Below are 12,694 nucleotides of genomic sequence, written 5' to 3' on the forward strand. Positions count from 1 at the left end.
TTGCCCTCGTCGTTCAGTGCGCCATCAGGACCGGTAGGTCAGCGGCATCGATCATGTGGCTGGTGACACCGCCCAAGACTAGCTGCCGGAGGCGCCCGTGGCTATAGGCACCCATGACGATAAGCGTTGCCTTGGCCTCGCGCGCGGCGTTGAGGAAGTGGTCGGCCGTGGCCTTGGTGGCCTCGGCCGGCACCTCGCCGACACTGGCGGAAACACCGTGCCAAGCCAGGAAATGGGTGAGATCGCCGGCCGGGTGCGCATCGCGCTTGCCTTCCTTGACCGAGACGACGCGGACCTTGCCCATCGCCTTGATGAGGTCGAGGCCGGCGGTGACGGCGCGGGTCGCTTCGATCGACCCGTTCCAGGCAACCAGTGCCGGGCCGTCTTCGAGATGGGCGAGCGCATCGGCCGAGATGCCGTTGGGAACCAGCAGCACCGGGCGCCCGGCGCCGAACAGCACATCCTCGATACGCACGGCGATGAGATCGGCGGCTTCGTTCTTCTTCGGGCGGGCGAGAACCACGAGATCGGTCAGGCGGCCGAAGCGGCTGATGAGGTCTTCCTCATTGCCCTTGATGTTCTGATAGGCGGTGGTCACGGCCGGATGCACGCTGGGCGCGGCGTCGATGGGAATGCCGGTCGCGGCCTGCCAATCGGCAAAAGTCTTCGCCGCATTCTTGGCGCGGTGCTGGGCGTGGCGTTCGGCCGCTTCGACCAGTTCGGTAATGGCGACCCCGACATCCACCATGAGCGGCGTCTGTTCCAGGGGATCGGTCTCGACATGCAGCACGGCGATATGGGCGCCGTGGCGCTTGGCGACGGAGAGTGCCGCGTCGAGCGACGTGCGGTCGCCGTCGTAACCGAACAGCGGCACAAGAATATGACGAATGGCCATGATGATGACTCCCGGTGTCTGATACGTCTCAGTGCTAGATTGACGGCGATGATGGGTGCGGAGATTGATCGAAATCAATCGCCATGCCGTCTCTTTTCAACCCTCAAGATGGTGCGGGCGTTGCGTCTTGCCAAGATGATGGCGCGCCGCGCGGGGCCGATGCAAGCAGGAAACGAAAACGCCGGCATCCTGTCGAATGCCGGCGCTCAGTTGCCACATTGATCGGCCTTGCCCTCAGGCAGCGAGCCGGTCGAGTTCCTTGAGGATCTCTTCGCCCATCTGCTGCGTCCCGACCAAGGTGCAGCCCGGCGCCATGATGTCGCCGGTGCGGAAGCCCTTGGCGACAACGTTGCTGGCGGCCTTGTCGAGGAGGTCGGCATCCGCCCCCTGGTCGAAGGAATAGCGCAGCATCATCGAAAGCGAGAGCAGGCAAGCGAGCGGGTTGGCCTTGCCCTGGCCGGCAATGTCCGGCGCCGAGCCATGCACCGGCTCGTAGAGTGCCTTGCGCTTGCCACCGGCATCGGCCGCACCGAGGCTCGCGGAGGGCAGCATGCCGAGCGAACCGGTGAGCATCGCCGCGCAATCGGAGAGGAGATCGCCGAACAGATTGTCGGTGACGATGACGTCGAACTGCTTGGGCTGGCGCACCAGCTGCATCGCGCAATTGTCGGCGTACATGTGGCTGAGCTGCACGTCCTTATAGTCCGCATCGCCCAGCTTCTGCACTTCCTCGCGCCACAGCAGGCCGCTCTCCATCACATTGGCCTTTTCGACCGAGCAAAGCTTGTTCGACCGCTTGCGGGCAAGTTCGAAGGCGACGCGCGCCACGCGGTGGATTTCGCTGGTCGTATAGACCTGGGTGTTGATACCGCGACGCTCACCGTTGGGCAGCGTTTCGATGCCGCGGGGGCTGCCGAAATAGACGCCGCCCGTCAGCTCGCGCACGATCATGATGTCGAGCCCTTTGACGAGTTCCGTCTTCAGCGACGATGCTTCGGCGAGCGCGTCGAAGACCAGCGCCGGGCGCAGGTTCGCGAACAACTCCATGTCCTTGCGGAGGCGCAGCAGGCCGCGCTCCGGCTTGTCCTTGAAAGGGAGATTGTCCCACTTCGGACCACCGACGGCACCGAGCAGCACCGCATCGGCGTCAATCGCCTTCTGCATGGTGGCGTCGGTCAAAGGCGTGCCGTGCTTGTCGAACGAGCAGCCGCCGACAAGACCGTCTTCGGTCTCGAAACCGGTGCCGCGGCGCTTCTCGAACCAACCGAGCACGCGCTTCACTTCACCCATGACTTCGGGACCGATGCCGTCGCCGGCCAGGATCAGGATCTTCTTCGAATTGCTGGACATGTCTGCTTCTCTGGATCGGACAGCGGAAGAGCCGCGCCGTGTTCAATAAGAAACCCCTCTCCTGCTGCAGGAGAGGGGGCTAAATGATCAGTTCCACAGCCAGGGTTGGCTGAGCTTGTTCTTCGCTTCGAAGGAATCCATCGCATCCTTCTTCTGCAAGGTGAGGCCGATATCGTCGAGGCCGTTCAAGAGGCAGTGCTTGCGGAAGGCATCGACCTCGAACTTGATCGTGCCGCCATCGGGGCCCTTGATTTCCTGCGTCTCGAGATCGACCGAGATGACCGCGTTGGCGCCGCGCTCGGCGTCGTCCATCAACTTGGCCACGTCTTCCTTGCTGACCTTGATCGGCAGGATGCCGTTCTTGAAGCAGTTGTTATAGAAGATGTCGGCAAAGCTCGTCGAAATGATGCAGCGGATGCCGAAATCGGCGAGCGCCCACGGCGCATGCTCGCGCGAGGAGCCGCAGCCGAAATTGTCGCCGGCGACCAGGATCTGCGCCTTGCGGTATTGCGGCTTGTTGAGGACGAAATCCGGGATCTCTTTTCCATCCGGCGTATAGCGCATTTCGTCGAACAGGTTCTTGCCCAGACCCGTGCGCTTGATCGTCTTCAGAAACTGCTTCGGGATGATCATGTCGGTGTCGACATTGCGGATCGGCAGAGGCGCCGCAATCCCGCTCAACTTGGTGAATTTTTCCATGTTCCGCCAACTTGTTCCGTGGGTTCCGGGAAGCGCCCGGAACGGGCGGCGGGTGTTATGTCACGTGGGGGAGGCGGGTGCAAGATTGGGGCGGGCGATATCGCCTTCCCTATGCCGTCATCCCCGGGCTTGACCCGGGGATCGGTGTGCAAGCAACGGGCGCCCGATCCAGTCGATCAAGATCCCCGGGTCAAGCCCGGGGATGACGCCAAGTAATTGTATTAATTATATTATGCCGCCGCAAACCCGCCGATCTTCGCTCGTTGCCAGGGCAGCAGCGGCTTGGGCGGCGGGCAATGGAACAGCGGGACGCCGTTGGGGATGCGTTCGCGCCGGGCAAGGCCCGCGAAACGCTCGATCGCCCAATAGATGCCGCCGTGGGCGACGATGAGGACCGGGCCTGGGTTGCGAAGGGCCTCGTTGATGCCGTCGAGGGCCCGTTCCATGAACTGGCTGAAGCGTTCGGCCCCGCGCGGTGTCTCGCCGTTCCGCCAGGCTTCGTACCAAGCCCCCTTGGGATGGCCCTCACGTTCGCCGAAGCGGCATTCGCGCAGGGCGTCGATCTCCTTGACCGGCACGTGGAGGCCGGCGGCGATGATGTCGGCGGTAAGCGATGCGCGGTCCAAGGGGCTGGTGCAGATCGTGCCGATATTCTGGTCGCGCAAGGTTTCGCGCGCGGCCAAAGCCTGGGCAAGGCCCGTTCCGTTCAAGGGCATGTTGACTTGGCCCTGCACGAGGCCGATGCGGTTCCAGTCGGTCTCGCCGTGGCGCAGAAAGAAGAAGGTCTGACGGAGGAGCTGCATGGGAATTCCCCTTCCCTGGTAAGCGATATCCATCACGCGATTCGTGATGCGGGGGAGACTCGCCTTCAATCGGGGCGGAAATGGGGCAACGACATGAAAATTCGAGGAACGATGCGCACGATCACGTCAGCCGCGCGACAGGTCACCGATTGGTCACGAACTCTTCGCGTCCGAGTGACCGAGCGGTCTTTCCGGCGAGACGATATCGCGGATGCGCTGCTTCAATTCCTTGAGTTCCGGAAAACGGCCTTCCGCTTTGCGCGACCAGACGGCCGTGCCGTCGACCGTCACCTCGAAGATGCCGCCGGTGCCGGGAATGAGCGTCACACCGCCCAGCTCTTCTTCAAACGTCACCAGCAGTTCCTGCGCGGTCCAACCCGCGCGCAACAGCCAGCGGCATTGCGTGCAATAGGTGATGGTGACAACGGGCTTGGTCATTTCTCTTTTGCCACGAGGCCGTGCGGATAGAGCCGCGAAATCCACAGCAGCAACAGAATGCCCGGGATCGCCATCAAAGTGGTCAGCGCCCAGAAACTCGCCCAATCGGTATGGTCGGCCATCCAGCCGCTGCCGGCCGAAAGAATAGTGCGCCCCTGCGCCATGAAGGAGGAGAAGAGCGCGTATTGCGTTGCCGTGAAGGCGATGTTGCAGAGCCCGGACAGATAGGCGACCAACGCTGCCGAGGCGATGCCGCCCGCTACATTATCGGCGCTGATCGCAATCGCCAGCCAGAAGATATCGGCACCTTTCGTCGCGAGATATGAAAAGAGCAGGTTCGTGACGGCCTGCAGGATACCGCCGACCAACAGGGTCCTGAACAAGCCGAAACGCGCGACGATGACGCCACCGACAACACCGCCGACCAGCGACGCGATGATACCGAAGAGCTTCGATACGGCGGCAATCTCGGTCCCCGTGAAGCCGAGCTCGTGATAGAAGGGATTGGCCATCGCGCCACCGAACGCATCCCCATATTTGTAAAACAGGATGAAGAGCAAAATGATCACCCATCCCTTGCGGCCGATGAAATCGGCAAAGGGCTTGATCACTGCGTCGTTGATGAGATCGGCATAGGATTTGTGGGTCCGGACCGATGCTGTCTTCGGCTCCGGCACGAACAATGTGCTGAACGCACAAAGCAACATCGCTGCGGCCAAGATCGCGAAGATGGTCGGCCAGCCGACATAGTCGGAAAGAGCCGTGGCACCGGCCCCTGCCAGCAACAGGCCGATGCGATAGCCGACCTGGGTCGTGCCGGCGCCGGCGCCCTGCTCTTCCGGGCCCAGGATCTCGATGCGGTAAGCGTCGATGACGATGTCCTGGCTCGCCGAGAAGAAGGCGACGATGATGGCAAGGAGAGCCGTAAGGCCGGCATTGGCAACCGGATCGCTTTGCCCCATTGCGAAGATGGCGGCGGCAAGGAGAATCTGGATGAAAAGCAGCCAGCTCTTGCGCCGACCGAGCCGGCCGAGGATCGGCAACTTCACCTGGTCGATCACCGGCGACCAGGCGAATTTGAACGTGTAAGGCGCGCCAACCAGGGTGAAGAGGCCGATCGTCGTCTTGTCGACGCCGACGGTCGAGAGCCAATAGGACAGTGTCGAGAGCGTCAGCAGCAGCGGCATGCCGCTCGCAAAGCCCATGACGAAGATGATGAGCTGGCGCCGCGTGAAATAGACCGAGAAGGCCTCGCCCCAACTTGCCTGCCGCTCGACGCTCATTCACTGACCTTCGCTTGAATCGCGGCGACCCCGACTCGGGGGAAGCCTTTCGGCCCGCATGCTGAAGGAAAGCTACTTGAGCTTCAATTGCTCGTTGAGACGCCGCAACGTCGCCTCGTCGAGATCGCCGATGCGGTGCGCCAAGCGATTGGCAAGCTCGGTCGCCAGCGGCGAGAGACCGCCCGTGTCGATGCTGATCTTGGGATCGGAGAGGTCAGCGAGCGCCTTCAATTCGTCGACTTCTTCCCAGGCGAGGTTGAAAAAGGCTGCGACCTGCTGGACGAAGCCGGTCTTGGGCCTGGCCCGATGACCATGTTCAAGCGCCGAGAGATAGGCGGAGCTGACCTTGAGGGCCTTTGCCATATCCTTCAGCTGGCGGCCGTGGGCCTGCCTGAGGTCGCGCAGTTTCTGTCCAAAGGGTGTCATTGCGGGCGGCAGCTTAGGCGCTGCCACAATGCGGCCGCAAGCTTAGACGGCGATCTTGAAATGAGCGGTGGCGGTGGCGTCGTCCGTCAGGGCCGGCTCAGCGCCGGCCTGGCGATAGGCACGGTCGGCCTGCTTCACCGGCGGATCGTAGAGGCCGGGTTTCAGCTGCTCTTGCGCGATGAGCTGGGCAAGGAAGGGGGCGGAAAAGGTACCGAGCGGCAGAGACGAGGATTTTCCGCCGGCCGTGTCGCGGTCCTGGGCGCCACGCTGCGCCTCGTCGGCAGCGCCCGTCTGCTGCCGGCTGGTGGCGGGCAGTTCGGCATTGCCCAGCGTATCGCTGCGCCCGCCATCGACGACGCGGAAGCGGAATTGCTTGGCGCGGGCGGAATTGCCGCTGGCATCGCCGACGGCCTCGGTCCGCTGCTGGGCCGCCGCATTCTCACGGTCGCCCGCCTTCGCGCTGCCAGCACTGGCAACGACGGCGCTGCGGCCGCTGATGGCGGCCGGTGGCGGCAGAAGAAGGGGACCGATCTCGGCCATGAAGCGCGCGCCTCTCCCGGAACCTTGTCTCTAATTAGATAGAATTTTAGATAAATTGGAGAGAGGGACAAGGCGCTTCAAGGCCCAGCTTAGAGAATCTTGACACACGATGGTGCGACTCTGTGGGGAAATTAGCTAAATTTACCAATTATTTACCATATCAGGCGGAGAGTCCGGCACTGGCGCGGGACCGGATGCACATATTCCCCGTATTAGGTCGAGATGGCCCAAAAGATGGCCGATCAGTCAGCTTTTAGGACTTTATTTAGACTCTCCCCGTTAAGGTCGGTGAAGGCCAATACGAACAGCGGATTGCGGCGGCAGAGGAGCGCTCGTGACAGCTTTGAGGAACGAGCAGGACCTGAATTCCCTGACGTCGGAGCTGGGCGAGTCCTTGGCGCAGGCCGGCAATGGCGATTCCGCGACGCCAGGGGCGCCGGATTGGGTTCGCAGCGCCATCATCGCTTCGGGCGACATCCTCTATAAGTGGGACATTCTCTCCGACCGCCTCTCCTGGGCGGGCGAGATCGAGGAAGTCCTGGGCGAAGGCGAACATGCCATCGCGAGCGGCCACGGCTTCAACAACCGCATTCATCCGGAAGATCTGCCGCGGCGCCTCAAAGCACTCTCGGACCATTTCAGCCAGGGCGACAATTACGATTGCGAATATCGCATCCGCAACGGCCAGGGCATCGTCATCTGGGTCCATGATCGCGGCCATGTCGAGATCGACCAGAACGGCATGCCGGTCGCCATGTCCGGCGTCATGCGCATCATCACGCAGCGCAAGCAGAACGAGGCGCGCCTTGAGCGCATCGCCAATTACGACGAGCTGACCGGCCACTTCAACCGCGCGCGCCTGCGCGACGAGTTGGAGCATGCCCTTTCCTTCTCGCGCCGCTTCAAGGTCGACGGCGCCTTCCTGGTGATCGGCGTCGACAAGCTCGCGATGGTCAACAACGCCTATGGCTATGAGATCGGCGACGCCGTGTTGGTGGCGATCGGCCAGCGGCTCGACCGCACCTTGCGCGCCTCCGACATCATCGGCCGTTTGGGCGGCGACCGCTTCGGCGTGCTGCTCACCAATTGCCCCGAGGATTGCATCACCACCTGCATGGACCGCATCATCCAGACGATGCGCGAGCAGGCGATCGAGATCAACGGCCAGTCCATTCCGATCACCGTCTCGGTGGGTTGCGTCCTGTTCCCGGGCCTGGTCAACACGGCCTATGAAGTGATGACAAAGGCGGAATCGTCCCTCACCTACGCCAAGAAGGCGGGACGCTGCTGCTACAATATCTATCGCCCGTCGGAGCAGCAGACCCTGCTCCATCGCCGCGCCATGGATATCGGTGCCCAGGTGCAGCAGGCGATGCGCGAACAGCGCCTCATCTTCACCTACCAGCCGATCGTCCACGCCCAATCGCTCACCGTTTCGAAATACGAGTGCCTGCTGCGCATGAAGGACCCCAAGGGCGAGATCCTGCCCGCCGGCGCCTTCATCCCCGTGGTCGAGCAGCTGGGCATGACGCGCCTCCTCGATCGCTACGTTCTCGACCTCACGGTCGACGAGTTGCGCAAGGACCCTGGTGCCGTCCTTTCGCTCAACATCTCCGGCCTCACCGCCACCGACCAATCATGGCTGCGTGCGCTCATCGCTGCGGTGAAATCGACACCGGCCATCGCGTCGCGCCTCATCGTCGAGATCACCGAGACGGCGGCCCTGCACGACATCGAGGAATCGGCCCGCTTCGTGAACGTGGTCCGCGATGTGGGCTGCCGCGTCGCCATCGACGATTTCGGCGCCGGTTTCACCAGCTTCCGGCATCTGAAGGCGCTCACCGTCGATCTGGTGAAGATCGACGGATCGTTCGTGCGCAACCTCGCCAACAATGTCGACCAGCAGCTCTTCATCCGCAATCTGATGGGCCTCGCTGGCACCTTCGGCCTGGAAACGGTCGCCGAGTTCGTCGAGAACGAGGCCGATGCCCGCGTCCTCATCAATGCCGGTGTCCAGTATCTGCAGGGCTATCATTACGGCCGCCCGCAATTCGACCGCCCCTGGGCCGTCGGCGAGCGCATCCTTTCCGCCTGATCGAACCCGCCAGTTGATCCCGTTTCGCCGCTGGTCCATAAAGCGGCGTGATGAACGAAACCGGTACAGTTAGCCAGCGTGCCATCAGGCTGGCCGAATTGCCGGCGCTGGTCGCCTATCATGCCGGTGCGGTATGGCTGGATGGGCGCGAGGCGCCCGTGCAGCGCGTCAGCCACGGCACGGCAGGCCTTTCGGCCCGCAGCCGCGCGCCGATCCTGGTGCATGCGCCGGCCAGCGCCAGGCGCCTGCGCGTCGAGCGCTTTTTCGCCTTCGATCTGCTCGAACTTTATGCCTTCGTGCGGCCGGCAAGCTTCGTGCTGCCGACACCCAAGGGCGTTGCCGAGGCGCTGGGACTCAACGTTCCAGCCCATCACGACCCGGTCATCGAAGCGTCGCTGCTGCATGAATGCGCGCGCCTGTTGCTGACCGAGCTTTCAGTCATCAGCCGCCAACGCCGCCGCGTCACGGGACTTGCCTGGGCGATGGCCCGGGCCGGCTGGGCCTGGGGTCCCTTCGTCCTCCGCGCGCTCGACTTTCAGGCGGAAACGCACGCGGCGCCCGGTGTCGGCATCTGGGACGATCTCCCTGAATGGAGCGACGGGGCGCCGCCACCCGAGCCCGATCACCTCCCCATCACGGCAGAGGAAACACGGCGGCGCCTGGCGGACCTCATCGGCGAGAAGGCGGAGCAGCGCGCGGCGCAGGCGGATTTCGCCGCCGGCCTCACCCCCGCCTTCTGCCCGCGCCTGGAAGAGGATGCGCCCAATGTCGTGCTGGCCGAAGCCGGCACTGGCGTCGGCAAGACCCTGGGCTATATCGCCCCGTCGAGTGTCTGGGCCGAGCGCAACCAGGGTCCCGTCTGGATCAGCACCTATACACGGCACCTGCAGCACCAGATCGATCACGAACTGGACCGCCTCTATCCCAATGCCGCGCAGAAGGCGCAGAAAGTTGTCATCCGCAAGGGCCGCGAAAACTATCTGTGCATCCTGAACCTGGCTGAAATGGGTGGTCAGCTTTCTGGCCGGCCCGCCGATGCGGTGGCCTTCGGCCTGGTGGCGCGCTGGACGATGGCGACGCGCGACGGTGACATGGTGGGTGGCGATTTTCCGGGCTGGCTCCCAGACCTCGTCGGCCAGGGTCGTACCTTTGCACTCGCCGACCGGCGCGGCGAATGCATCTATGCCGCCTGCCCGCACTACACGCGCTGCTTCATAGAACGCTCGGCACGCCGCGCCAAGAAGGCCGAGATCGTTATCGCCAATCATGCGCTGGTGATGATGCAGGCAGCGATGGGCGCGGGCCAGGACGAGCAGCGCCTGCCCGCCCGCTATGTGTTCGATGAGGGCCATCATCTCTTCAGCGCCACCGACAGCGCGTTCGGCGCACATCTCACGGGGCAGGAGATGTCGGACCTTCGCCGCTGGCTGCTGGGCGCCGAAGGTGGCCGGTCGTCCCGCGCGCGGGGCTTGAAGCGGCGGCTGGAGGATCTGGTGCTCGATGATGCCGACATGCCGGCGCTGCTCGACGCCGTTCTGCAGGCGGCGCGCGGGCTGGTGAGCGAAGGCTGGCAGCAGCGCCTTGCCGACAATCAGCCGCTGGGTGCGGCCGAAAAATTCCTGCACGCCGTGCGGCATCAGGTTCTCTCAAGGTCCGCGGCACCCAAGAGCGGCTACAGTCTGGAATGCGCCTGCGCGCCGCTGGAGCCGGACGTGGCGCTGGCGAGTGTGGCCCTCGACCGGGCACTTGCGGCACTCATGGACCCGATGCTGGCGCTGGCGGCCAAGCTCATGCGCCGCCTCGATGATGAATCAGACAGACTGGAAAGCGCTGAGCGGCAGCGCATCGACGCGATGGCGCGTGGGCTGCAACGGCGTGGCGATATGGAAGTGGGCGCCTGGCGCGCCATGCTGAAGGCCCTTGCCAGCGGCGAGATTCCGGATCCCACCCGCGACCGGCCGGTTTATGTCGATTGGTTCGGCATCGAGCGCAGCGACGGACGCGATTTCGATGTCGGCATGTATCGCCATTTCCTCGATCCGACCGAACCCTTCGCCGAGATCGTGATGAAGAAGGCGCATGGCATCGTCATCACGTCGGCGACGTTGACCGACGGCAGCGGCTCGGACCTCGCCTGGACCGGGGCCGAGGCGCGCGCCGGTACCAACCACATGCCGCTTCCCGCCTATCGACTGCGCGTCCCCTCACCCTTCGACTATGCGCGCCAGACGCGTGTCCTCATCATCACCGATCTCGACAAGGACGACATGGCGCAGGTCGCTGCCGCCTATCGCAGCCTGTTCCTGGCGGCGCGGGGCGGCGCGCTCGGCCTCTTCACCGCCATTCAGCGCCTGCGCGAGGTGCATCGGCGCATCGCACCGGCCCTTGAGGAACAGGGGCTCAACCTCCTCGCCCAGCATGTCGATGCGATGGACAATGCGACGCTCATTGATATTTTCCGCGGCGATGTCGATGCCTGTCTCCTCGGCACCGATGCGGTGCGCGACGGTGTGGACGTGCCCGGCAATGCTCTACGCCTCATCGTCTTCGACCGCGTCCCCTGGCCAAGGCCGGACCTGCTGCACCGGGCCAGGAAATCGGCCTTCGGCGGCACCGCCTATGAGGACCAGTTGACGCGGCTGAAGCTCAAACAGGCCTTCGGGCGCCTTATCCGCCGCGCCGACGATCACGGTGTCTTCGTGCTGCTCGACAAGGCGATGCCGTCGCGCCTGCTCACCGCCTTTCCGGACGATGTGACGGTGGAGCGGATCGGCCTCAAGGCGGCGCTCGACCTCACCGCCGGCTTTCTTGACCCAAATCGTTAACACGCTGCGTCGAATAGGACCGCGATGAGGGATTGAGCCGTCGCCCCGGCGCCGCTATTGTTCGCCCGATTTTGCCATTTTTCCGAACAGGACCACGACGCATGACCGTGCAAAGCCACCATTCCGCCCTCATCTACACCATGGTGCTGATGGCTGCGGCCGACCGCGACATGTCCGACGCCGAAATGACGTCGATCGGCGACATGATCGGCCACCTGCCGGTGTTCCGTGATTTCGATCGAGCCAAGATCGCCAAGACGGCGGCCTCCTGCGTTGACCTCCTCAACGGCAAGGAAGGCCTCGATGCGGTCCTCAAGAAGATTGTCGAGACCCTGCCGGAGAAGCTGCGCGAGACGGCCTATGCACTGGCCTGCGATGTCGCTGCCGCAGACAGCACGGTGACGCAGGAGGAATCGCGCCTCCTCGACCTGCTGCGCTTCGAGCTGAAGATCGGCAAGCTGGTCGCCGCCGCCATTGAACGCGGCGCGCGGGCGCGTCACCTCACCGTCTGATCGGATCGTCGTCAAAGCCCGCGGTGTAGGCTGCCCCGCGGCGACTTTCAAGCGGCCGAGCGCAGGCCGCCGTGGGCGAAGTCCATATAGAGTTCGCGGGCGCGGCGGCAGATCGGGCCGATTTCGAGCTTCCGGTTCTCGATCTGCGTCATCGGCATCACCTTGCCGAAATTGCCGCTGGAGAAGAGTTCGTCCGCTTCCAAGATATCCTGCGGTTTGAGCGCGCGTTCATAGACCGGGATCTTCGCGGCGTTGAAGAGCCGGATGAGGCGCTGGCGTGTGATGCCGTTGAGGAAGCAGCCGCTGGCTGCCGGTGTGATCGCGGCACCGTCCTTGACGATCCACAGATTGGCCGAGGCGAATTCGGCGACATTGCCGAGCGGGTCGAGCATGACGGCCTCGTCGAAGCCCTTGGCGCGTGCTTCGCCCGAGGCGCGACCGGCCTGCGCATAGAGGCACACGGCCTTGGCGTCGGTCGGCGCCATCTCCGGCGAGGGTCGGCGCCACTTCGAAATCATCACGCTGCCGCCCTTGGTCGGATCCGGCAGCGGCGTCAGCACGACCGAGATGCAGATGCGCGTCGAGGCGGGATCGGGCGCCATCCAGCCATCCTCTGACCACATGAAGGGGCGGATATAGAGATGGCTGCCGCGCGGGAAGCGCGCGATGCCGTCGCGGCAGATCTCCTCGATCTCACCGGCGGAAAGGGGCGAACGCAGGCCGACATTGCTGGCCGAGCGCACGGCGCGGCGGCAATGCCGGTCAAGATCGGGCATGACGCCGTCGAAGGCGCGCGCACCATCGAAGATGCCGCCCATCAGCCAGGTC

General features: G+C 63.9%; 13 protein-coding genes. 4 read left to right on the forward strand and 9 right to left on the reverse strand.

All coding sequences use genetic code 11. The features are described from left to right. Positions 1-13 precede the first annotated feature (13 nt). The gene (locus ACE3PP_RS08360) at positions 14-895 is read right to left on the reverse strand and encodes a universal stress protein (protein WP_374380433.1); all 882 of its coding nucleotides are present in this window, start codon (positions 893-895) and stop codon (positions 14-16) included. 48 nt (positions 896-943) lie between these two features. Here ACE3PP_RS08360 and ACE3PP_RS08365 point away from each other — a divergent pair, with 48 nt between their 5' ends. Beyond that, positions 944-1,117: a hypothetical protein gene (locus ACE3PP_RS08365; protein WP_374380436.1), complete on the forward strand. Its 174-nt coding sequence runs from the start codon at positions 944-946 to the stop codon at positions 1,115-1,117. Positions 1,118-1,129: 12 nt separating this feature from the next. Here ACE3PP_RS08365 and leuB read toward each other — a convergent pair whose 3' ends face one another. From leuB to ACE3PP_RS08400, 7 genes are all read right to left on the reverse strand, one after another. After that, entirely contained in the window at positions 1,130-2,245 is a 1,116-nt protein-coding gene (leuB, locus tag ACE3PP_RS08370) for a 3-isopropylmalate dehydrogenase (protein WP_374380439.1), read from the reverse strand. A gap of 87 nt (positions 2,246-2,332) precedes the next feature. Beyond that, the gene (leuD, locus tag ACE3PP_RS08375; protein ID WP_374380441.1) at positions 2,333-2,944 is read right to left on the reverse strand and encodes a 3-isopropylmalate dehydratase small subunit; all 612 of its coding nucleotides are present in this window, start codon (positions 2,942-2,944) and stop codon (positions 2,333-2,335) included. A gap of 230 nt (positions 2,945-3,174) precedes the next feature. Then, complete coding sequence (locus ACE3PP_RS08380; RefSeq protein WP_374380444.1) at positions 3,175-3,747, reverse strand: histidine phosphatase family protein; 573 nt, start codon at positions 3,745-3,747, stop codon at positions 3,175-3,177. 153 nt (positions 3,748-3,900) lie between these two features. After that, positions 3,901-4,185, reverse strand: a complete 285-nt coding sequence (locus ACE3PP_RS08385) for a SelT/SelW/SelH family protein (RefSeq protein ID WP_374380447.1) — start codon at positions 4,183-4,185, stop codon at positions 3,901-3,903. Next, complete coding sequence (locus tag ACE3PP_RS08390; protein ID WP_374380450.1) at positions 4,182-5,468, reverse strand: AmpG family muropeptide MFS transporter; 1,287 nt, start codon at positions 5,466-5,468, stop codon at positions 4,182-4,184. Before ACE3PP_RS08390 ends, ACE3PP_RS08385 begins: the two co-directional genes overlap by 4 nt. 72 nt (positions 5,469-5,540) lie before the next feature. Then, positions 5,541-5,894, reverse strand: coding sequence for a helix-turn-helix domain-containing protein (locus ACE3PP_RS08395; protein ID WP_374380453.1), 354 nt, complete (start codon positions 5,892-5,894; stop codon positions 5,541-5,543). Between the two features lie 42 nt (positions 5,895-5,936). After that, positions 5,937-6,434 (reverse strand): hypothetical protein, encoded by a 498-nt coding sequence (locus ACE3PP_RS08400; RefSeq protein ID WP_374380455.1) that lies wholly within the window; start codon positions 6,432-6,434, stop codon positions 5,937-5,939. A gap of 334 nt (positions 6,435-6,768) precedes the next feature. Between ACE3PP_RS08400 and ACE3PP_RS08405 the strand changes: the two genes are divergently transcribed. From ACE3PP_RS08405 to ACE3PP_RS08415, 3 genes are all read left to right on the forward strand, one after another. Then, positions 6,769-8,529, forward strand: coding sequence for a putative bifunctional diguanylate cyclase/phosphodiesterase (locus tag ACE3PP_RS08405; RefSeq protein WP_374380458.1), 1,761 nt, complete (start codon positions 6,769-6,771; stop codon positions 8,527-8,529). A gap of 50 nt (positions 8,530-8,579) precedes the next feature. After that, the gene (locus ACE3PP_RS08410) at positions 8,580-11,354 is read left to right on the forward strand and encodes an ATP-dependent DNA helicase (RefSeq protein ID WP_374380460.1); all 2,775 of its coding nucleotides are present in this window, start codon (positions 8,580-8,582) and stop codon (positions 11,352-11,354) included. 101 nt (positions 11,355-11,455) lie between these two features. Beyond that, positions 11,456-11,866: a tellurite resistance TerB family protein gene (locus tag ACE3PP_RS08415; protein ID WP_374380463.1), complete on the forward strand. Its 411-nt coding sequence runs from the start codon at positions 11,456-11,458 to the stop codon at positions 11,864-11,866. A gap of 47 nt (positions 11,867-11,913) precedes the next feature. Here ACE3PP_RS08415 and ACE3PP_RS08420 read toward each other — a convergent pair. Beyond that, on the reverse strand, positions 11,914-12,694 hold a 781-nt coding region (locus ACE3PP_RS08420; protein ID WP_374380466.1), incomplete at its 5' end, for a branched-chain amino acid aminotransferase.

Origin of the sequence: Dongia sp. (assembly GCF_041910485.1) — a bacterium.
Classification (GTDB): Bacteria; Pseudomonadota; Alphaproteobacteria; order Dongiales; family Dongiaceae; genus Dongia.